21 protein-coding genes, 1 pseudogene and 1 other annotated feature are annotated in these 21,422 nt (G+C 30.9%); of the genes and pseudogenes, 3 read left to right on the top strand and 19 right to left on the bottom strand.

All coding sequences use genetic code 11. The annotated features are described in order from the left end of the window. Nucleotides 1-540: 540 nt before the first annotated feature. The 4 genes and pseudogenes from KQI88_RS16340 to KQI88_RS16325 all read right to left on the bottom strand — a co-directional run bounded on the left by KQI88_RS16340 (nt 541) and on the right by KQI88_RS16325 (nt 2,188). Nucleotides 541-753, bottom strand: a complete 213-nt coding sequence (locus KQI88_RS16340) for a phage holin family protein (protein ID WP_330656259.1) — start codon at nt 751-753, stop codon at nt 541-543. A gap of 1 nt (nt 754) precedes the next feature. Then, nucleotides 755-841, bottom strand: a pseudogene (locus KQI88_RS18720) (hypothetical protein); the annotation flags it as partial. 49 nt (nt 842-890) lie between these two features. Beyond that, nucleotides 891-1,472 carry a class I SAM-dependent methyltransferase gene (locus KQI88_RS16330; protein WP_216419147.1) on the bottom strand — a complete coding sequence of 194 codons (582 nt, stop codon included), beginning with the start codon at nt 1,470-1,472 and terminating at the stop codon, nt 891-893. Nucleotides 1,473-1,984: 512 nt separating this feature from the next. Beyond that, nucleotides 1,985-2,188 (bottom strand): hypothetical protein, encoded by a 204-nt coding sequence (locus tag KQI88_RS16325; protein ID WP_216419146.1) that lies wholly within the window; start codon nt 2,186-2,188, stop codon nt 1,985-1,987. Nucleotides 2,189-2,374: 186 nt separating this feature from the next. Between KQI88_RS16325 and KQI88_RS18380 the strand changes: the two genes are divergently transcribed. The 3 genes from KQI88_RS18380 (at nt 2,375) to KQI88_RS16315 (ending at nt 4,949) form a co-directional block, all read left to right on the top strand. Then, nucleotides 2,375-2,506 (top strand): hypothetical protein, encoded by a 132-nt coding sequence (locus tag KQI88_RS18380; protein ID WP_281417636.1) that lies wholly within the window; start codon nt 2,375-2,377, stop codon nt 2,504-2,506. Nucleotides 2,507-2,623: 117 nt separating this feature from the next. Beyond that, nucleotides 2,624-3,199, top strand: a complete 576-nt coding sequence (locus KQI88_RS16320) for a DUF4878 domain-containing protein (protein ID WP_216419144.1) — start codon at nt 2,624-2,626, stop codon at nt 3,197-3,199. Between the two features lie 91 nt (nt 3,200-3,290). Then, nucleotides 3,291-4,949, top strand: a complete 1,659-nt coding sequence (locus KQI88_RS16315) for a recombinase family protein (RefSeq protein ID WP_216419142.1) — start codon at nt 3,291-3,293, stop codon at nt 4,947-4,949. 8 nt (nt 4,950-4,957) lie between these two features. Here the strand turns inward: KQI88_RS16315 and KQI88_RS16310 are convergent, their stop codons facing one another. The 15 genes from KQI88_RS16310 to alaS all read right to left on the bottom strand — a co-directional run bounded on the left by KQI88_RS16310 (nt 4,958) and on the right by alaS (nt 21,024). Continuing rightward, nucleotides 4,958-5,314, bottom strand: a complete 357-nt coding sequence (locus KQI88_RS16310; protein WP_212377759.1) for a sigma-70 family RNA polymerase sigma factor — start codon at nt 5,312-5,314, stop codon at nt 4,958-4,960. Between the two features lie 222 nt (nt 5,315-5,536). Further along, a complete protein-coding gene (locus KQI88_RS16305) occupies nt 5,537-7,222 on the bottom strand; it encodes a peptidoglycan D,D-transpeptidase FtsI family protein (protein WP_216419140.1) in 1,686 nt (561 codons plus the stop codon). A gap of 78 nt (nt 7,223-7,300) precedes the next feature. Beyond that, nucleotides 7,301-7,960, bottom strand: a complete 660-nt coding sequence (gene udk, locus KQI88_RS16300; RefSeq protein ID WP_216419138.1) for a uridine kinase — start codon at nt 7,958-7,960, stop codon at nt 7,301-7,303. Continuing rightward, nucleotides 7,961-9,199, bottom strand: coding sequence for a peptidase U32 family protein (locus KQI88_RS16295; RefSeq protein WP_216419136.1), 1,239 nt, complete (start codon nt 9,197-9,199; stop codon nt 7,961-7,963). A gap of 20 nt (nt 9,200-9,219) precedes the next feature. Then, nucleotides 9,220-9,864, bottom strand: coding sequence for an O-methyltransferase (locus tag KQI88_RS16290; RefSeq protein ID WP_246579342.1), 645 nt, complete (start codon nt 9,862-9,864; stop codon nt 9,220-9,222). A gap of 347 nt (nt 9,865-10,211) precedes the next feature. Further along, nucleotides 10,212-10,808, bottom strand: coding sequence for a lysine exporter LysO family protein (locus tag KQI88_RS16285; protein ID WP_216419132.1), 597 nt, complete (start codon nt 10,806-10,808; stop codon nt 10,212-10,214). Then, entirely contained in the window at nt 10,798-11,100 is a 303-nt protein-coding gene (locus KQI88_RS16280) for a LysO family transporter (RefSeq protein ID WP_216419130.1), read from the bottom strand. Before KQI88_RS16280 ends, KQI88_RS16285 begins: the two co-directional genes overlap by 11 nt. Nucleotides 11,101-11,207: 107 nt before the next feature. Further along, nucleotides 11,208-12,872, bottom strand: coding sequence for a ribonuclease J (locus tag KQI88_RS16275; protein WP_305829048.1), 1,665 nt, complete (start codon nt 12,870-12,872; stop codon nt 11,208-11,210). A gap of 450 nt (nt 12,873-13,322) precedes the next feature. Beyond that, nucleotides 13,323-13,757: a Fur family transcriptional regulator gene (locus tag KQI88_RS16270; RefSeq protein ID WP_216419128.1), complete on the bottom strand. Its 435-nt coding sequence runs from the start codon at nt 13,755-13,757 to the stop codon at nt 13,323-13,325. Between the two features lie 279 nt (nt 13,758-14,036). Beyond that, nucleotides 14,037-14,297: a DUF1292 domain-containing protein gene (locus KQI88_RS16265; protein ID WP_212382259.1), complete on the bottom strand. Its 261-nt coding sequence runs from the start codon at nt 14,295-14,297 to the stop codon at nt 14,037-14,039. Between the two features lie 85 nt (nt 14,298-14,382). Continuing rightward, the gene (gene ruvX, locus KQI88_RS16260; protein ID WP_216419126.1) at nt 14,383-14,802 is read right to left on the bottom strand and encodes a Holliday junction resolvase RuvX; all 420 of its coding nucleotides are present in this window, start codon (nt 14,800-14,802) and stop codon (nt 14,383-14,385) included. A 14-nt stretch (nt 14,803-14,816) separates the two neighbouring features. Next, nucleotides 14,817-15,767: an aldo/keto reductase gene (locus tag KQI88_RS16255; RefSeq protein ID WP_216419124.1), complete on the bottom strand. Its 951-nt coding sequence runs from the start codon at nt 15,765-15,767 to the stop codon at nt 14,817-14,819. A gap of 48 nt (nt 15,768-15,815) precedes the next feature. Then, nucleotides 15,816-17,987, bottom strand: a complete 2,172-nt coding sequence (locus tag KQI88_RS16250) for an alkaline phosphatase family protein (protein WP_216419122.1) — start codon at nt 17,985-17,987, stop codon at nt 15,816-15,818. An 11-nt stretch (nt 17,988-17,998) separates the two neighbouring features. Continuing rightward, nucleotides 17,999-18,256, bottom strand: a complete 258-nt coding sequence (locus tag KQI88_RS16245) for an IreB family regulatory phosphoprotein (RefSeq protein ID WP_212377739.1) — start codon at nt 18,254-18,256, stop codon at nt 17,999-18,001. A gap of 125 nt (nt 18,257-18,381) precedes the next feature. After that, entirely contained in the window at nt 18,382-21,024 is a 2,643-nt protein-coding gene (alaS, locus tag KQI88_RS16240; RefSeq protein ID WP_216419120.1) for an alanine--tRNA ligase, read from the bottom strand. An 80-nt stretch (nt 21,025-21,104) separates the two neighbouring features. Beyond that, nucleotides 21,105-21,323 (bottom strand) — a binding site (T-box leader). Nucleotides 21,324-21,422: the final 99 nt, after the last annotated feature.

Here is a 21,422-nt window from a genome sequence, read left to right as displayed (position 1 = left end):
GTTTAATCTTACTGGATTATTGTCACAATCTCCTAGAGTTTCAGCTTTAACTTCAACGCAAGATGTCTTACTTTCAGGTTTTTTGTGTACTGCAGCATTTTCAAATCTATTATTATGACACTCTGCATCCCTTCTATTTATGAAAACTTCTCTATTATCCAATTTTATTTCCTCCTATCAGTCTTTTATGATGTCTAAAATCCTATTGTCCTTTTGCCTAGTACATAATATTCTGTAATTATATTTTGGTGAATTTTATTTAAAATTTTCAAAATTTACCTGAGCTAACATTAATTTGTTGGTTGTAATTCATCATGTTTTTCATTCTTTTTCTATATTAGAAAAGTTGCTTACTGTTTTGCTTCTTTCTCAATACAAGTATATTACGGATTGGGAAATGTGTTACTATAAAATAAAAAAGAGGGGTATATCTACCCCATAACTTCAAAACAGTTACATAATACCTACTATGCAACTGTTTTGCCTATAATTACGTAATTTGTCAACCTAAAGTCATAGTCTACCATAATTCAGTATCCTTTAATTTTTTAGTGTATCTAACATACCAGTAGGGAGTGGCACACCTAATAAAGCTATGCTTTCAGTTACACTTATACCCTCATTTGCTGTGTAGAATAAAACTGCCATAGTTCTAAAAATAGGATTTTCTACAACTAGAGTTAAATCTATTTGATGTGTTAGAATAACTACTAATAATATAGCATCTTTTTTCATTAGTCCATTAAAACCTATATCACTTTCCTAGGTTCCTATTTTTGGAACCTTTCATTAATCCTGTTATGTAGTCTAGTGCCATCAAAATAGCTAGTATTTTAAGTGTGCTATCCCACCTTGTATTAGATTATTTATTATTTATTTTTTATTTTTTATTAAATAGGACTAGCTATAAAAAATAATTTATTATAAAATACCAGCTGACTGTACCTGTTGATTACCTTTGTTTCGTATTTATTATTATTAAACATACTAAGATATTCTTCCTCTGTTCTAATATAATTACCTCTATCGACATACCGCATGCAATTATTTGTTAAAACGGCTTGAGGTTTAAAATACGGTTCTATTATAAGTATACGGCCTTGATGTCTTAACACTCTATGAAATTCTTTTAGGCAGCCTTTTAGTTCCTGTGAGTCAATATGATGTAGAACAGAAAATATTAATATATAATCTATTGATTTATCATCAACTGGCAATGTGGAACATTCAAGAGTTGCAAATTCATATTTAGGATATAATTTTTTTGCTTCTTTGATTCTTCTTTTGTCACAATCTAATCCTATGTATTTTGATGAATCGAACATACTGCAGTTAGATCCTATTCCACATCCAAAATCAAGCACCCTTTTATGATCATGCATAATATTGCGTTTAATTACATTCTCTACATAGAATTTAGAAAACCATTTTGGTCTTACAAGAATACGATATAATCTCGGGGATAACTCCATATAATATGACCTCCTTCTAGAAATTAATCTAGCTTTATTATCCCCTTATAATATTGAATTATTTAAGTAGAAGGACATAAAAAAAGTCATTCTTAGGTTGGCTTTATAATAGCCATTGCTAAACAATTTATTGCATATTTCATAATTTCACCTCGTTTTGAGTAATAAAAAACCCCACCGAGTAAATCCCAGTGAGGTTAAATAAAGGGGATGAAACATTTTCTTTCTAAGCTATAAGTTTCTATAATGCCATTATACTAAGTTTAATTTACATTTCAGTTACTTTTTGATGTCTTTTTGATTACTTTTTATGCAATCTTACTGCAAATTTGATTTATATGTATATAAAATAAATAATATTATCCAACATAAAAGTCCTATTATGTTTCACACCTAATAGGATTTTTTCACAATCTCTAAAGGGAGAACTATCTAGTTTTTCTTACACCACCATATTAACATGTAAATTTTACTTTGTCTGTAGGTTGGTTGAACCTTCTTTTCATGGTAACTTAAATCTTCCTTGATTTTTTATGTATTTCATCAACTATCTCTTTGGCAAATTCTACTTTGCTTTCGTGGCTTATTGGCAACTCACTAATTTTTTTAGATATAATCTCCATCCAAAATTCAGCACACTTTTTACTAAAATACTCTCTATCTTCTTTTGTCTCTAGTCCTTTTACTGTTATGCTTATAGTAGGCCCCTTCGCCATTTTGCCACCCCCTTAATAATAAATCTTATGTTTTGTGCATTTTGTCCTATTCAAGAATTAAGCTATAATTATCTCTGAAAATTTCAGCATTTTTTATTAGCTATACTCTTATCGATATTTATCTTTCGGTTTTAAAGGTTCCTCTCGCTTCCTCTAGAAATTTATATTAGGAAGGAGGTCGATACTATGTCTAATACAATTACTTATTTGGATATACCGTTTAACCATTATACAGAAAGTTTGCTAGGTACAAGATGTGCATTCGTAACTGCAGGTGGAATTTTTACTGGTAGGTGGGTTTTTTTATTTATAATATAAACATTTTTTCGTTCGACAAAGTTTGATATTTTTTTCAAGAGTATCTATATATAATGTAGCTAGTATTAATATAGTAAAATTTAGCATAACATTTTAAATCGAAAGGAATGTATTTTTATGAAGAAGTTTTTATCTGTATTACTTATTATTGTATTAGTTTTTAGTATGACTGCCTGTGCAAAGTCAGACCCAAAAGCTAGTGTTAGTGGATATTTAGATGCATTAAAATCTGGCAATATAGAAGAAATGAATAAATATGTAAAGTCTGATTCCGAAGACCAAGTAAAAGAGGTATTCAATAATGAAAATCAAATGAATGAGGAAGCATTTTTAAAGGCATATAGTAAACTGGATTATAAGATATTAAGTTCAAAAGTAAATGGTGATACTGCCACAGTAGAAACTGAAATAAATGCCCCTAACTTAGGTAAAATTATGACTGAACTAATTCAAGAAGCATTGCCTTTAGCCTTTGCAGCTGCATTTAAAGAAGATAAATCTGAAGATAATATGGATGATTTAATGAATACAATGCTTTTGGATAAAGTAAATAGTGATGATATGCCTATGGTAAAGAAAACAGTTAAAATAGATTTAGTTAAAGAAAATAACAACTGGATAATAAATCCTAGTAATGATTTTACTAATGCTATAACTGGTAATTTAGCTGATATGTCAAAACTATTTAAATAAATCTTTATTATATGTTTTTTATATGAGAAGCCCATTAAAGGGCTTTTTGTTTTTATAAAATACTTTATAATATATCTAAGGGGTGAATTTAATGAAAGTAGCAATCTATTCAAGAAAATCAAAATTTACTGGTAAAGGTGATAGTATTGAAAATCAGATACAGCTATGTAAAAACTATGCTACTACTCACTTTGGTATAAAAGATAATGATTTTTATATTTATGAAGATGAAGGATTTTCTGGAGGAAATACTGATAGACCTCAATTTCAGCTACTTATGAAAGATGCTAAAAAGAAAAAGTTTGATATTCTTATTTGCTACAGACTGGACCGTATTAGCAGGAGTGTTATGGACTTTTCTAACACCTTTGAAACATTAGAAAGTAATGGAGTAGGTTTTGTGTCTATTAAAGAACAATTTGATACTTCTACACCTATGGGTAAAGCTATGCTATACATATCTTCTGTGTTTGCACAATTAGAACGTGAAACTGCTGCTGAACGTATAAAGGATAATATGCTTCAACTAGCTAAGACCGGAAGATGGCTTGGTGGAATAACTCCTACAGGATATTCTTCTAAGCAAATTATTTATACGGACCCTTCCGGAAAGGAGAGAAAAATGTTTAAACTATCCACTGTTGATAATGAATTAGAAATAGTTAGATTGATATTTGATAAATATTTAGAATTTAAATCTTTAACAAAGGTTGAACAATATCTAATTATAAATAATATTAAAAGTAAAAATGACATTGATTTTACCAGGTACTCTATTAGATCTATTCTTGCTAATCCTGTTTACGCAGTAGCAGATAAGACTATGTATGATTACATAATAGATAATGGATACGAAGTTTACTCTCACGAAAGTGAGTTTACCGGTAAACATGGAATAATGGCGTATAATAAAACTAACCAAGATAGTAAAAGTTCTATTAGATTTAGGGACGTGTCAGAGTGGATAGTAGCCATTGGAGCACATAAAGGAATCATTGAAAGTACTACCTGGATTAAAGCACAAAATCTATTGTATAAGAATAAATCTAAGGGCTACAGGAGAGTTAAAAATACTAACAGCTTACTATCTGGAGTTCTTTATTGTAGTTGTGGAAGTTATATGCGTCCTAAAATGGGAAGAAAAAATAAAGATGGTGAACAAATTTTTTATTATATGTGTGAAATGAAGGAAAAAAGCAAAAGAACTCGTTGTAATATTAAAAATATAAAAGGTAATGAACTTGATCACTTGATTATTGATAGAATTAAAAATTTAGCTATGTCAAATTCAGATGTACAGGATAGTATTGAAAATGATAAAATTAGCCTTCAGACAGCTCAAAATGCTATTCAAAATGAAATATCCATGCTAGAGTCTAATATTAAAAATAATGGGCAATCTATAGGCAATTTAGTTAGTTCTCTATCACAAAATCAAAACAGTACAGCTGCAAAATATATTATTGATCAGATTGAAGGATTAGATAAAGAAACTGCCCAAATTAAAGATAGACTTCTAAGACTTAAAGAAGTACAAGAAAAAAATCAAGCTAAAGAAAATAGTCTTGATGTTATGAAAGGTATACTCTCGAATTTTAATGATAGTGTTGACTTAATGGATATAGAAGATAAAAGAGCGTTCCTTAAAATTATAGTTGATAAAATAATCTGGAATGGTAAAAATGCGGAAATAATTATGTTCGGTAGTATTTCAGAAAAAAAGCAAATTCCACCAAGGGAAACAGAATAATGTTTCCGTTAGGAGTGTATAGCATTTTCAATACACCTTGCAGCATAAGTTGCAAGTCTTGTTCCCTTTGATCTATCAAAGGTAGTAATTCCTTTAATTAATCCAATAGTACCTATAGAAATCAAATCATCCATATCTCGACCAATATTAGAATACTTCTTTACAATATGGGCCACAAGCCGTAAATTCCTTTCCACTAATATATTTCTAGCTTCTTCATTACCTTGCTCGTATTGTTCTAAATACATTGCTTCTTCTTCTGGTGTTAATGGCTGTGGAAAAGATGTACTGCTAGAAACGTAAGATACTAAAAATAATATTGGCTTTAGTGTAACGGGAAATAAACTTAGTAATATCGGCCACATGTAGATCATCTCCTCCCTTAAAAACCTAAATAGTATGTCACTTTAAATAATATGTTCTGAAGTCTATATATGTGCATGTACTTATATAATTGTATAAGCTATATTATATTTATAATAACGATGGCATAAAACTTCTGTTCTTTAGATAGAGGTTTTATGCCATAGAGAGTTTCAATAAAATCAGCTTTGAAATCTTGGTAAGGAAAATTTTGTTCATATTTGCTATTTATATCCTAAATTCGTCATTTTTTCTACTATTTTTCTAAAAATCGGAACTGCAACGCCACCTCCAGACCTTCCATTTTGTATAAAAATAGTAACGGCATACTTAGGGGTATTTGTTGGATAGTATCCTGTAAACCAAGCATGAACTACTTCTTGTCCATTTTCTACCGATTCTGCAGATCCTGTTTTACCAGCAGTAATGTTAGAAAACTCTTCAACATGGCGGCCACTCCCTTCTAGCATTACTTTTTCCATCCATAGCTTTAGCTTTTTAGCTAATTCTGAATCTAATACTTGCTGCTCCTTTGCTATATTTGATTTTTTTAAAGTAACATAGTCATTATCAACAATATCTTCCATAATATATAAGGATTTCTTTAATCCATTATTTGCTATCAACTGAGTTAATTGATTAACTTGAAGTGGAGTTGCTAATATTTGTCCTTGACCGATAGCTATATTTCCATAGGCTGGTCCTAATAAATCATTTCCACTAGGAAGATTCCCTGAATTTTCTTCCATTAAGCCTATATCTACTATGTTATTAAAACCCAACTGTTCTGCCATATTAATAATATTTCCTGCCCCTATCCTTTGAGCCAACTGAATAAATACGCAGTTACAAGACTCAGCAAAGGCTCTATCCATTGTTATTTGTCCATGTCCCCCTTTATCATAGGATGAACATTTAATCTCTATTTCCCCTACAGACTCATAACCTAAACATTCAAATATTTCATCTGCATATAGAGGATTCTGCCTTAATGCTTCTATAGCTACTACTATTTTAAATATAGATCCTGGTGGAAATGCCATTTGAATAGCCTTATTATATAATTCATCCCCTCTGCTTTTAAGATGATATGATATGTTGCCAGAATCAAAGTTAGGTCTACTTACCATACCTAGTATTTCACCAGTTTGTATATCTGAAACTATAACTGAACCTGGCATACTACTTTCGTCTATAACTTCTTCAGCTATTTTCTGTATGTGATAATCAATGGTTAACCTAAGATTTTGGCTTTTATTATTGGTACTAGCTACCACATATCCTTCTCCAGGCAGAAATTTTTTTCGCCCATCTAATGTCGCTATTAAAGATTTACCTGTATTTCCACTGAGCACTCCATCCATCGCCCCTTCAATACCTGACATCCCTCTAAGATCTACCTGGTTTATGTATCCAATTACATGATTTAAAAATCCATTACTATCGTGGCGTATTCTTTTATTAACAATAAATAGTCCCTTAGTATTTATAAATCTTCTATCATTCCAGTTTAGATCATCTTTTACTGAGAACTCTAAAGTATATTTAGAATTTTTCACTTTATTAAATAGTTCCTCATATTCTTTACCTGTAATCTCCTGTAAAAATAAAACGTTACTTGCGTTTGCAACAAAATGTTGAGGAAAAATAATTGCTACCTTTTGCTCTATTCTATCAGTTAAAGGAATAAAGTTTCTATCGAGTATTAATCCCCTACCACTATCAACTGGAATACTAATCTGTCTTTGTTTAATTACTTCTGCATTATAAAAATCATATTTTATCACCTGTATATAAAATAAACGCACAATTAGTCCTATAAAAATACAAAAGGACATGCCTCTGATAAACAATAATCTTTTTATGTTAACCACGCTGCATTCATTTTTTTTACGTTTTATTCTTGACATAGAAATCCCCCTATACTTTTTTAAATATTATCACCAATCGTATAGGGGGTTATACTTATACTATCTTTTATTTAATACCTAGTTATTCTTAACTCTATTTGAATTTAGTTTTTGTTTATTTTCAATAATTGATTTAATTTTAGCTACCATTATATCAATAGCTACTTGATTGTATCCACCCTCTGGAATAATTACATCTGCATATTTTTTATTAGGTTCAACAAATTGCAAATGCGCTGGTCTTACAGTTGTTAGATATTGATCTATTACAGATTCTAACGTTCTCCCACGTTCTCTCATATCTCGCAATATCCTTCTAATAATACGAACATCTGCATCTGTATCTACAAAGATTTTAATATCCAGCATCTTCCTTAACTCTGAGTCATCCAAGATCATAATACCCTCTAAAATAATTATATCCTTAGGATATATTGTTTCTGTTTCTTTTTTTCTTGTATGCTGTTCAAAGTCATAAATAGGCTTTTGAATAGAGTTATTATTTAATAACTCACTTAAGTGTTGTTTCAATAAAGTGGCATCAAAAGCTAGTGGATGGTCATAATTTGTTTTTGTTCTTTCTTCGAAAGTTAAATGACTTTGATCTTTATAATATGAATCTTGTTGAATAATTGCTATATTTTTTTCTGGTAAACTTTGGAAAATAGCCCTAGCAACTGTACTTTTTCCAGAACCAGTTCCACCAATAATACCAATCAAAATAGGTCTACTACTCATTTACTCATTCTCCCCAGCCTTTATTTCTTTTCGTAAAATATAGTTTTCTGCTACAGGTAGTTCTACTCTAATTTTTATAATCTGTTGTGGATGAGGTGCTACATCAATTGGATTCATATCTTCATCCCACATTTCTGTAATAGTCATAGCTACATCTTCTTTAGGCCCGGTAATTTCGATTTGATCACCTAGGAAGAATCGATTTCTCTGCTCTATTGTTGCAATTTTATTTGTTTCATCATAATCTTTAACAATGCCGATAAAACTGTAGTCTCTTACATATGATGTATTATCATAATGGTGCTCAGTGTATCCTGGTTTATTCAAATAAAATCCTGTCGTAAAGTCTCTGTGACTTGCCTTTTTTAACTCTTCCATCCACTTAGGATTAAACTCCCAATTGTTAGGATTATCATAATAGCTATCTATTGCCGCTCTATATGCCTTAACAACCATAGCTACATAGTAAGTAGTTTTCATTCGGCCTTCAATCTTTAAGCTTGTTATACCTGATTCAATTATTTCTGGAATATATTCAATCATACATAGGTCTTTAGAGTTCATAAAGTATGTTCCCTTTTCATCTTCGATTACTTGTATATATTCTCCTGGTCTTTTTTCTTCAACTAAATTGTATTTCCATCTGCATGGCTGAGCACATTCGCCTCTATTAGCATCACGATTTGCCATATAATTGCTAAGTAAGCATCTACCAGAATATGACATACACATAGCACCATGAACGAATGCTTCAAGTTCAAGATCTTCTGGTATATTGTCTCTAATTTCTTTAATCTCATTGAAGTTAAGCTCACGAGCTAATACAACTCTACTAGCTCCAAGACTTCCCCAAAATTTCGCAGTCATGTGATTTGTATTATTTGCTTGTGTACTTATATGAACTTCCATGTTAGGAACCGTTTCTTTTACTATGGAAAATGTACCTGGATCTGAAACAATTACGGCATCTACTCCTATTTTATAGATTTGTTCTAAATACTCTGGGAATCCTTCTAAATCTTCGTTATGAGGAATAATATTAGCTGTAACATATACCTTTACTCCCCTTTCATGTGCAAAGCGTACTCCTTCTGTTAAATCTTCATAGCTAAAATTTTTAGCCGCAGCTCTTAGACCAAATATTTGTCCTCCTAAATATACTGCATCTGCTCCATACATAATTGCAACTTTTAATCTCTCTAAATCCCCTGCGGGTGCTAATAATTCTACCTTTTTCATTTTTATTCCTCCTACTCTTCCTACTTTTTATAACTAATAGCTAGTCCATCTCCTATAGGTATAATACTAGTATCTAATTGTGAATGATTGCATATGTATTGTAAATATTCTCGCATTCTATTTACAATTGTTCGTTGTCTACGCACTACTAAATCATCTGTTGCAACCATGCCCTTATATAATATATTATCTGAAATCAACAAACCACCAGGATTTAATAAATTAATACAATCATTTAAAAAATCCTTATAGTGCCCTTTTGCTCCATCTAAAAAAATTAAATCATACTTGCCTTCTAAACTTTTTAAAATTTCCGTTGCATCGCCCTCTAGTAGATGAACATTATTAGTTTTATTTGCTTTTTTAATATTTTCTCTAGCTAAACAAATCCTCTTTGCATTTCTTTCAATTGTAGTTATGTGCCCATTATCTCCCATAGCTTCACAAAATAGTAGAGTAGAGTAGGCAATAGCTGTCCCCACTTCTAATACTTTTTTTGCCCTAGTAGATTTTGTAATTACTTGCAATAAAACACCTACTTCTTTATGAACTATAGGTACATGATTTTCATCAGCATACAGTTCCATTTCTCGAAAAAGTCCTTCATTGCTCGGTAAAATTCCTCTAATATATTCCTCTACAAATGGTAATGTTATATTGCTCAAGGTAAACAACTCCTTTATCATAAATTAATACGTGGGCTATACCACGTATCAATTTATCCTTTTCATGCTTTTAGTTAAAATATAACAATCAAGATATATAAAATTTAAAATAACATATCTAATAATCACTTAATATTATATTATTGTGTGTATACTTTTACAAGAATTATTGTCTATTGCTAATAGTTTTTCACATATCCCTTATTATTAGTCAGCTGAAGCCTTGTATTATATATCTAAATTTAAAATATTCTATTTGAAATATTAATTTCCGTGGAAATAGTGAAATTTCAACAATAATATCATTATCATGTTATTTTTTATCGAAAATAAGTCTTTAAATAAATTTATTGTAAAATCATAAAAAATGGCACTAAAATTGGTACTAATAACGATAATGATGCACCCGTAATAAATGAAATAACAGCTACGTTTCCATCTGTAGCCTTTGAAATAATAGGTAATGTGGTATCCATCGCTGTAGCCCCTGCTGGTGCAATACTTTCTAATTTACCTATATACTTAGCAATTATAGGAATTATAATTATTGCAATAATTTCTCTACAAACATTTGTGATAAACGCCAATGTTCCAAGCTGAGCACTATGTTTTGCTAATTCAATAGCTGATAAACTATACCAACCAAACCCTGCTCCAATTGCTCCTGCCTGGTTAATTGGAATACCTAGTATAGCTCCGCCAAACATAGAGCCTATAATACTACCTAATGCAACCATTAAAGGAACTAAAAGAACTTTCAAACCCAATTCCTTTACTTTTTTAGCTATATTTTCTTGTCTTCCTATATCTATGCCAACAAAAAACAACAGTATACAAAGTCCTATGCTAATAAATGTACTCATATACGTAGCCATATTTACAGGAAAAATAAACAATCCGAATAATATGCCAAAACCAACAGCTAATAATATTTTAACAGTCACTTTTTTCCCTCTTTTCTTCCAAGGTAAGTACCTTTTTGGATATAATCTTAACACCTAAAATACTAAATGCTACTGAAAATACTGCTAAAACTATAGCCTGCACACCAATTGCAGCAAAAGAGGTAACTACATCTTTATCCATACCTATACTAACACCCATAATAAATAAAAGTAATAAAAGTGAAAGACTTTGAATATAATCTAGTTTTTTCATTATAGAATCTTTTAGTAGCTTTTTGTTGCCTATGTATGCACCTAATGCTAAGATTATTAAATATAAAAATATGTTCATACTATTCCCCCAGTTCCATTATTAATATTATCATACCTAATATTAACTTCTCACCTGAATAAATAATAAAAACCACCCTGGAGTAAAATTACCAAGGCGGTTTAGTTTTAAACTTCCATTATTACTGGTAGAATCATTGGTCTACGCTTAGTTTTTTCATATAGAAAATCCTTTAAGCTATCTCTTATAGCACTTTTTAGCGATGACCATTCCCTAATATTTTGCTGTTCACAACTATCTAAAACACTTCGAACAACTTTTCTAGCTTCATCCATTAGATCTTCAGATTCTCTTACATAAACAAAACCTCTTGAAATGATATCTGGTCCTGCTGCAACCTTACCATTTTCTCTAGCAATTGTAACTACTACTACCATTAATCCGTCTTCTGCTAAATGTTTACGATCTCTAAGAACAATATTACCTACATCCCCTACACCTAATCCATCTACTAATACTCTACCTGACTGTATGCTACCACTTATTTTCCCATAGTCCTTACCAAATTCGAAAACAGTACCATTTTGGCCAATAAATATATTCTCTTTAGGCATACCTAGGCTTTCAGCCAACTTTCCATGTTGTCTTAAATGTCTATATTCTCCATGAACTGGTATAAAATATTGTGGCATAGCTAACCTATGCATTAACTTTAACTCTTCTTGGCAAGCATGACCTGAAACGTGGACTTCATCTAAGCTTTCATAAATAACTTCGGCACCCTTTTCAAATAACTGATTGATTACACGAGTAACTGATTTTTCATTTCCTGGAATTGGACTAGATGAAAAAACAACTAAATCTCCAGGTTGAATATCTAATTTTCTATGTTCAGAACTTGCCATCCTTGATAGAGCAGCCATAGGTTCACCCTGACTTCCAGTTGTTAAAATAACAATTCTGTTATCGTCATATTGATCCATTTCGTTTATATCAATAATTAATCCTTCTGGCACATTTAAAGCGCCCAGCTCCTGAGCAACTGATATTACATTTACCATGCTTCTACCAGAGATTACTACCCTTCTATTGTATTTATATGCCGAATCTAACACCTGCTGTACTCTATGTACATTCGATGCAAAAGTAGCAACAATAATTCGTTTTCTAGTATTTCTAAAAATATTTTCAAATGTTGATCCTACACTACGCTCCGACAGTGTAGATCCTGGTCTCTCCACATTTGTACTATCAGCCATCATTACTAACACGCCTTTTTTACCTAGTTCTGCTATACGATGTAAGTCAATTAGTTGACCATCAATAGGTGTGTAATCCACCTTAAAATCCCCTGTGTGAAAGATTACACCTAAAGAGGTATGTATAGCTATAGCACAGGAGTCTGGTATACTATGACTAGTACGAATAAACTCAACTTCGAATTCTCCAAGTTTGACGGTTTGACCAGCATCTACTCTTTGTAAATGTACGTTATTAAGCTTATGTTCTTTAATTTTAATTTCTACTAAACCTAATGTAAGTCTTGTACCATATACTGGAACATTTAATTTTTTAAGAATATAAGGTAATGCTCCAATATGGTCTTCATGTCCATGGGTCAATACTATTCCTTTAACCTTATCCTTATTCTTCATTAAATATGTTATATCTGGAATAACAATGTCAATCCCTAACATATCGTCCTCTGGAAAACTTAGTCCACAATCAATAATCAAGATCTCATCTTTATATTCAAATGCGGTCATATTTCTTCCAATTTCACTTAGCCCTCCTAGTGGAATAATTTTAATTTTTGTTGCTTTTCTAGCCACTATTATCTCTCCTTTTGTCATATCGTTTCTCCGTTTATTGTTTTTATTATTAATACAGTAGTACTAATTACCCGGACTCATTTCGTCTAATATATTTTACCACATATTCCATTTATATAGAAACTATATTATTTAATAAGGATATATCATACTATATATTATTAAATATATATCCAATTTTCTCAAATAAATATAGATTTTATCATATTTAATTAAAATAACTAAATTTGTTTATCTTGTATATATATTTTCCTAAATAACATAAAATTATATTTAAAAAATTCGTCTCATGCTATCGCACATGAAATTTATTTTAAATTTTAAAATACTTAAAATGCTACTAATCGTCTACTTCTTTAAAATTCATCAATAATTAAAAAATTATGCTTTCTTAAACAATAAAAAATATCTAGTATATATGTAGAAAAGTCTTGCAGAAGTTCTGCAAGACTACTGGCATTTAGAACAGATACCAAAAAATTTAACAGTATGATCCCTAATAATAAAATGATATTTTTTTTCTATTTCTTCTTCTAAATGCTCTAATAGATCTAGCTCCACTTCTATTACATCATTACAGCTTTGGCAAATTAAATGATGATGTTGATGGTCATCTTCATGAGTATTTAGTTCATAACGAATACATCCATCGTCTAAATTTAACTTTGAGAGAACTGACATCTCATCTAATAGTTGTAAAGTTCGATACACAGTTGCAAGTCCTATTTCAGGACATTTCTCTTTTACAAGATCATAAATCTCCTCGGTATTTAAATGTTTCCCTTGATTTTCAATAATAGTATCTAATGTAGCTCTTCGCTGAGGAGTTAATTTATAACCTTTCTCCTTTAGTCTTTCTTTTAATGAATCAATCAGGTTGTCCATTTTCCCACCTTCATTTCTCAAATAATAATGCTTTTCAAGTAATATTATAGTAAAAGATTCCAAGTTTGTCAATCGTTTAATATCTTTTAATCCTACTAACTGTAAATTATTATGTTCATTTGAAGTAATAAATATAACAAAGATTTCTATCAAAATCTTTTTAAGTCAGATAAGCATGGCTGAACTGTGTTTAAAGTAAAGTCTATATTAAGAAAATATATGCTTTACTATACATTATATAAAAAGAGATGGACTCTTTAAAGTTCATCTCTTTTTTATTTACATTTCTTCATCCATTAATGTTTCATATGTAGCTACTACATTTTCATATTCTTCATCATCTTCGATAGCAACAAGCGAGAATTCTTCTTCATTATCATATACGATTTTAAAAACATAAGCGTCTTCTTCATCATCTGATCCTACAGGTGCTAAAATTGCATATTCATTATCTTCTACCTCAAGGGTCATTATCACTTCAAAATCCTGCTCTTTTCCATCTTCATCTACTAGTGTTATTATATCGTCTCTTTCTTCCATTGATATATTCTCCTTTCCTATGGCTATCACTACCATAGTTGTATTATATACTAAATCCATATAAAAAAATACTATTTTTATTTTATTATTTACTTAAACTATCTAAGTATCCCTGTAAAATATAAACAGCGGCAATTTTATCTATTACCTCTTTTCGTTTTTTTCTACTAACATCTGCCTCTATTAGCGATTTTTCAGCCGCTACAGTAGTTAAGCGTTCATCCCACGGAACAATTTCTATATTATTAAATCTTTTTTCTAATCGTTCATTAAATTCTAATACCTTCTCTCCTTGAGGTCCAATAGTTCCATTCATGTTTTTAGGTAAGCCTACAACAATTTTATTTACCTCATATTCTTTAATAATTTCTTCAAGTCTTTGAAGATCTTTTTTTATTCCAATTCTACGTATAGTTTCTAATCCTTGTGCAGTCCACCCTAGCAAATCGCTCAAAGCTACTCCTATAGTTTTATCTCCTACATCTAAACCCATTATTCTTGGCATTTTCTACCTCCTAATTAGATAACTTTTATACAAAATTCAGGACAATATTTAGAACAATAGCTACATAGTACACACTTGTTATGATCCACTACAACCTTATCATCAATTATTTGCAAAGCATTATGACTACAAGCCTCTACACATTTACCACATCTTTCACACCAATTAGAAATGCTCAACTTTCTTTCTTTGCTTTTAATTTTATCTAATGATAATTTATTTATTTCCCTTCCCTCGAATATGGATACATTAACATCTATTTCTTCCTTGCTTTGCATACCGACAGCAATAGAATCAAGCACTGGAAGATTTAGCACAAAATCGAAGCATTGCTGAAAATTTCTCAACAAATTACCTCCCCCTAAGGGTTTCATACCATATATGCCTTTTCCCAAATCATGGGCATCTTTAAGGGCTAAAAGCATGTCATCAATCGTACCATCTTGTATGCCTAACCCATTAATATTTACAATAGGGTGTATTACTTCTATCTCTTTATACTTTAAGCTTCCTCTTACCGCCGCAACTGTATGAGTAGATAACCCAACACCTCTAATATATCCTTTTTCTTTCATCTTTAAAAAGTATTCTATAGCTTCATAGTGCCCGCGTATAGTATGTTCACTTTCCTGCTCATGTAGCATAAAGAAGTCTACGTAATCTGTATCCATTTCATCTAGTGCTTTCTTTAAGCTGTTTTCAGCTGTTTCCTTAGAATAAGCATAAGATTTTGTAGACACTATAACCTTACTTCTATCTAAATACTTTAAGGCATGTCCTATATGTTTATAGGTTTCATATAGCTCTGCTGCATCAATAAAGTTAATTCCATTTTCAAATCCATATAATAATAAATCTCCACCATCTTCTGGGCTTTGATTTGTCTGCAGTGGACCCATAGTTAAGCTTCCGAAGCAAAGTCTTGAAACTTCAATATTGGTATTTCCTAATTTTATTTTTTCCATAATAACCACTCCAGTACCAGTAAAAAATTCTAGCCGGCTATGCCGGCTTTAATGACTTAAGTCATCAATTATTAAATACAGTATTGTTGATGTTAAAAATATTACGCTTGTAGCTGCTGCTACTACACCAGAATCATTAACCGCAAACCCAATAATACAAGCAACGATTATCCCACTCCAGCCTATAGCTATTTTAGGATACTTCAATGATATTTGTTTTATAAATCCAATAGGTTTATAAAAAAGTATACTTAAAACAACAATTGCACTTAAAAGCACCTTACTCCAAATGGTTACACCCATAATTCTTAAATTCATAGAAATTTTTCTAACTATAATTTGATATATCACAATAGGGCCACTTGAAATAATTTGTTTTATTGCTCCTGCTAAATGAGACTGACTTTCGAGGATAAATAAATCAATTATAGCCATTACACCCACTGCCCCTATTACAGCTAAAGCAATATAAATTAGCTTCTTAATATTAATTTTTTGCCCCAGTAGTCTAATAGATACAAACACAAAAGCAAATACCGCTGTAATTGTACCACCTACATTTGCTCCAAGCCTAGGAAATCCTATAATAATAGTAACAAATCCATAAATTATTATAAGCATATATTTATTAATTGAATATCTTTCTGATAATACAGTAGTTAATACTAGAACAGCCCCAATAAGTATACCCATGTATTCATTACCTATTCCATAATATCTTGCGCCTATTATAGGATCATAGCCTAATAGAGAATTTTTAATTAAATTTTGTCCAGTGATAGTATCAATCAATAGACCACCAACTAACAGAACCATAGCATACAAAATTAAATTTAATGAGTTGCCATTAGCTACTAGGTAAAGTAAAAATACTATACCTATTGTAATACCTAAAAGTAATAAATACGTAATTGTAATATTTGTTACCCTAAATAAAGGTATTAGTAGTAGGGTGAAAGGCGCAACCATATTTCCAACCAATGCTAGAGACATATATTTATACCATCTAGTTGATATACTGTTTCTAAGCATTATTAATATTAAAGCTAAAAGTGAAGTAATTATTTCGTATATAGCAAAGCTATATAAAACTCTATACCTTTGTGTAGATGTATTAACTACTCTTTTATTTAAATTATTAATATAATTTAAGTTATCCTCATGTCGATGTGATGTTAATACTCTCCCTGTCATTTTATCTGAGCTTAAATTAAAATAAGATAAAATTGTTGGTCCAATATCTACATTGCCTACAATTCCATCTCTTCTTGTAGTTGATGAATATAGAATATGTCCATCATCTCCCCCCTCATGGATAACAACAGGAGTTAATCTTTCTCCCTTACTTGCTGCTGCATTAGATGGATATGGAGCAACAATCATAAGTTTAGTATTTTCTTCATTAAAGTTTTCAGCGATGTTAGAAATAAAATCATCTATTTCCTTCAATATATTTGTTTTATGGTTTTCATAGGCTTCAGGATATAGATTTTCTTTATATCTTTCTAACCTTGTAGTATCGCCAGTTTCAATTACTATTAAATTTGAATCTGAATACGCTTTTTCAAATTCTTCTATTAATAACTCATAATTAGTTTTAATACCAAAGGGTCTTGTTATATCCTCTTTTATTAAATCACTACTTACATTTCCAGAGTCGATAAATCCATCAAAGTCCATAGCTATTAAGCCCGCAGATCTAATTTCAGTATCATCAGTATCGCTATTGCCTATTAACGAAGTCTTATATCCATGTTCTCTTAACACTTGACCCAACGAGCCAGGTGTCGAACCATACTCACTTCTTTGGTTTTGAGTAATTAATTTACTAATATCTAAATTAATAATACCATTTTCAGATGCTTCATTCCCAGTACGTCTCTCATAGATTGATTCAGTATCTTCATCTAGATTATAAAATAAAGAAGTATTCTGTGAAGCCTCTGATCGTATTCCCCATCCTATAGTAGCATAAGACTTAAATTCATTATTTGCTCCAGAAGCCTTAGTGTTCATTAGGGCAATAGAACTTTTATCAATTAATCGTCTCACATAAGGCATTTTCTCTAAGTCACTAAAATCAATTCGATTAATTATAACCATTACTACCTTAACATCATCATAATCATGTATGTTATTTTCAGATCCATAAGATATACCTGTTACTATTGTCATTACTAAAATTAACACTGTAATAAAGCGAATTGCTCTTATATTCAATTTTAAATCACCTACTTTTTATCTAAATATGTCTTTAATAACTCTTCTAATAATTCATCTCTTTCTATTTGTCTTATTAAGCTTCTAGCATTATTATAGCTTGTAATATAAGTAGGATCTCCAGATAAAATATATCCAACAAACTGATTTGTAGGGTTGTATCCCTTTTCTTCCAAGGCTTTATATACAGTTAAAATTATATCCTTTGCCTTAGTTTCTTTTTCTTTATCTAGATCAAACTTCATAGTAAAATTAAGTTTTTCTGACATAGTTATTCCCCTCTCCTATTAGATTAATATTATTTTACCATATTATACCCTTATATACTAAGGAATATCATATGAAATTATTGAAATAAGTAGGAGCATGGATATCCATGCTCTTACTCATTAAATTACCCATTTAATTGAGTTTTTAATAAATCCTTTATAACAGCTAAAGCTTCTTCTATTTTTTGAGGGTTTTTTCCACCTGCTTGTGCCATGTCTGGTCTTCCACCACCACCGCCACCAGCAATTTTAGCAGCTTCTTTAACTAAATTACCAGAATGTACTCCTTTTGAAACTGCATCCTTTGTAGCCATAGCGACAAAATTAGCCTTATTATTGTTATTAGACGCTAAAACAATTACTCCTGTTCCAATCTTTTCTTTTAATGCATCTCCAATTTTTCTTAAATCGTCCATATCTTGATTATCTATAGACTCAACAATTATATTTACTCCATTAATACTATCTGCATTATTTAAAAAATCCCCGGTGGAATTGCTTGCTAACTGGCTTTTAAGTTTATCTATTTCTTTATCTTTTTCCTTTACTTCTTGTACTAATTCATCTACACGCCCGATTACATTTTGAGTTTGTGTCTTTAATGTTTCTGCTATTTTTTGTATTGTCTCTTGATTTTTTTGTACATATCTATATGCTTCAATACCTGTAATAGCCTCAATCCTTCTTACACCAGCAGCAACGCCTGCCTCACTTAATATAATTAAAATTCCTATTTCACCACTATTATTTACATGGGTTCCTCCACAAAGTTCGGTGCTATAATCTCCAACCTTAACTACTCTAACTATATCACCATACTTTTCACCAAATAAAGCTTGAGCACCTATCTTTCTAGCTTCATCTATAGATGTTTCAAAGATATTTACATTTAGTCCACCTAATATTTGTTTATTAACATTTTCTTCAATTTTAGCTACTTGCTCCTTTGTTAATCCTTCAAAATGAGTAAAGTCAAATCTTAGCCTTTCGGGAGTCACAAGAGACCCTGCCTGATTAACATGCTCACCTACTACATCTTTTAAAGCTTTGTGCAATAAATGAGTAGCAGTATGGTTACGAGCAGTATTCATTCTAGTAGTAACATCTACTTTAGCTTTAATAGTATCACCGATATGGAGTAAGCCATCTTCTATTTTAACAATATGATGAATTTGATTATGTGGTCCTTTTTTAGTATCTAATACAGTCAATTTTGTTGTTTCATTGTATAAAGTACCAATATCGCCTACCTGTCCTCCACCTTCACCATAGAAAACAGTTTCATCTAGTATGATAGTAGCTTCATCTCCTATAGTACATTCTTCAACAACTTCACCATTATTTATAATAGCTAGTACTTTTCCTTCTAGTTCTAAATTATTATACCCTTTAAAAACTGTATTGATATCTTTGTTTAGTCCTGCAAAAACATCCTCTTTCCAGCCCTCAGTATCAACACCTACCCTTGCTTCCCGAGCTCTTTGCCTTTGTTTTTCCATTTCACTTTCAAAACTCTTTTCATCTACAGATAGTCCTTTTTCATCTAATATTTCTTTAGTTAAATCAAATGGAAATCCATAAGTATCATATAACTTAAATGCGTTTGTTCCACTTAATACGTTTTCACTTGCACCTAATAATTCTTCTATATACTGGTTTAAAATCTCCATACCTTGATCTATCGTTTCCATAAATCGCTCTTCTTCAACTTGTATTACCTTTTTAATATAATCCTTCTTTTCAATTAGCTCAGTATAGGTTTCACCATAGTTCTTAGCCACTCTATCTACTAACTCGTACAAGAATGCTCTATTTACTCCTAATAATTTTCCATGACGTGCAGCTCTTCTTAATAATCTTCTTAAAACATAACCCCTACCTTCGTTACTTGGCAGTATTCCATCACCAATCATTAAAGATATAGAGCGTACATGATCGGTTATAATTCTAATAGACACATCAGTTTTTTCATCCTTATTATACTCTGTATTAGTAATTTCACATACTCCATTTAATATATATTGCATTGTGTCTATATCAAAAATAGAGTCTACACCTTGCATAATACAAGCCATTCTCTCCAGTCCCATACCTGTATCTATATTGGGGTTTGGAAGAGGATTATAATTTCCATCTTCATCTCTATCAAATTGTGTAAATACATGATTCCAAAATTCAACATATCTGTCACATTCGCAGCCTGGCTTGCAGTCTTTACTTCCACAGCCATACTTTTGTCCACGATCAAAATAAATTTCTGAACATGGTCCGCATGGGCCTATACCGATCTCCCAAAAGTTGTCAGCCTTACCTAACCTAACAATCCTATCTTCTGGCAAACCAACTTGCTTACTCCAGATTTCAAAAGCCTCATCATCTTCTAAATATACAGTAGCCCAAAGCTTATCAACTGGTAACTCTAGATTCTTTGTTACAAACTCCCATCCCCACTGAATAGACTCTTTTTTGAAATAGTCACCAAATGAAAAGTTCCCTAACATTTCAAAAAAAGTAGCATGTCTTGCTGTTTTTCCTACATTTTCAATATCACCTGTACGAATACATTTTTGACACGTAGCCATTCTTTTTCCTGGTGGCTCTTCTATCCCTGCAAAATAAGGTTTTAATGGTGCCATCCCAGAGTTTATTAACAGTAAACTCTTATCCTTTTGAGGTACTAAAGGAAAACTAGGTTGTATTATATGACCTTTAGTTTTAAAAAACTCTAGAAATTCTTTTCTAATTTCATTCACGCCTAATTTCTTCATAAAAATAATCCTCCTTCATAATTTTTCCTGTAGTTTGAAAAAATATAAAAATAAAAACTCTCATCCATACATAATAAAACTGTAGGGACGAGAGTATTCTCGCGGTACCACCCTAATTATCGCTAAAAATAACGATCACTCTAGGAAATAAAGTATAACGGCTTTGCCGATAATCTCTACTTAGTTTCAAGATTATTGTTCAGAGACTGCTTCAAATGGTCTATCTAGAGGTTTTTCAGCCTAGAACCTCCTCTCTGTAAGAGTTAATCCATATTACTACTTCTCTTCATCACTTTTAACAATATATTTTATATGAATTATATATAACATACTATATTTTGTCAATATATAACTAAAACTTTGCAATATAATTTAGAATATACATTACTATGTTTTAC

Source organism: Alkaliphilus flagellatus, assembly GCF_018919215.1.
GTDB lineage: Bacteria > Bacillota > Clostridia > Peptostreptococcales > Natronincolaceae > Alkaliphilus_B > Alkaliphilus_B flagellatus.
The sequence above is the reverse complement of the archived record's forward strand: the minus strand, read 5'-3'. Positions and strand labels throughout refer to the sequence as shown.

Excerpts from the sequence above, each read along its gene's own strand:
- KQI88_RS16330 (WP_216419147.1), bottom strand. The coding sequence starts at position 1,472 with ATGGAGTTATCCCCGAGATTATATCGTATTCTTGTAAGACCAAAATGG.
- KQI88_RS16325 (WP_216419146.1), bottom strand. The coding sequence starts at position 2,188 with ATGGCGAAGGGGCCTACTATAAGCATAACAGTAAAAGGACTAGAGACA.
- KQI88_RS18380 (WP_281417636.1), top strand. The coding sequence starts at position 2,375 with ATGTCTAATACAATTACTTATTTGGATATACCGTTTAACCATTATACA.
- KQI88_RS16320 (WP_216419144.1), top strand. The coding sequence starts at position 2,624 with ATGAAGAAGTTTTTATCTGTATTACTTATTATTGTATTAGTTTTTAGT.
- KQI88_RS16315 (WP_216419142.1), top strand. The coding sequence starts at position 3,291 with ATGAAAGTAGCAATCTATTCAAGAAAATCAAAATTTACTGGTAAAGGT.
- KQI88_RS16310 (WP_212377759.1), bottom strand. The coding sequence starts at position 5,314 with ATGTGGCCGATATTACTAAGTTTATTTCCCGTTACACTAAAGCCAATA.
- KQI88_RS16305 (WP_216419140.1), bottom strand. The coding sequence starts at position 7,222 with ATGTCAAGAATAAAACGTAAAAAAAATGAATGCAGCGTGGTTAACATA.
- udk (WP_216419138.1), bottom strand. The coding sequence starts at position 7,960 with ATGAGTAGTAGACCTATTTTGATTGGTATTATTGGTGGAACTGGTTCT.
- KQI88_RS16295 (WP_216419136.1), bottom strand. The coding sequence starts at position 9,199 with ATGAAAAAGGTAGAATTATTAGCACCCGCAGGGGATTTAGAGAGATTA.
- KQI88_RS16280 (WP_216419130.1), bottom strand. The coding sequence starts at position 11,100 with ATGAACATATTTTTATATTTAATAATCTTAGCATTAGGTGCATACATA.
- KQI88_RS16270 (WP_216419128.1), bottom strand. The coding sequence starts at position 13,757 with ATGGACAACCTGATTGATTCATTAAAAGAAAGACTAAAGGAGAAAGGT.
- KQI88_RS16265 (WP_212382259.1), bottom strand. The coding sequence starts at position 14,297 with ATGGAAGAAAGAGACGATATAATAACACTAGTAGATGAAGATGGAAAA.
- ruvX (WP_216419126.1), bottom strand. The coding sequence starts at position 14,802 with ATGCCAAGAATAATGGGTTTAGATGTAGGAGATAAAACTATAGGAGTA.
- KQI88_RS16255 (WP_216419124.1), bottom strand. The coding sequence starts at position 15,767 with ATGGAAAAAATAAAATTAGGAAATACCAATATTGAAGTTTCAAGACTT.
- KQI88_RS16245 (WP_212377739.1), bottom strand. The coding sequence starts at position 18,256 with ATGTCAGAAAAACTTAATTTTACTATGAAGTTTGATCTAGATAAAGAA.
- alaS (WP_216419120.1), bottom strand. The coding sequence starts at position 21,024 with ATGAAGAAATTAGGCGTGAATGAAATTAGAAAAGAATTTCTAGAGTTT.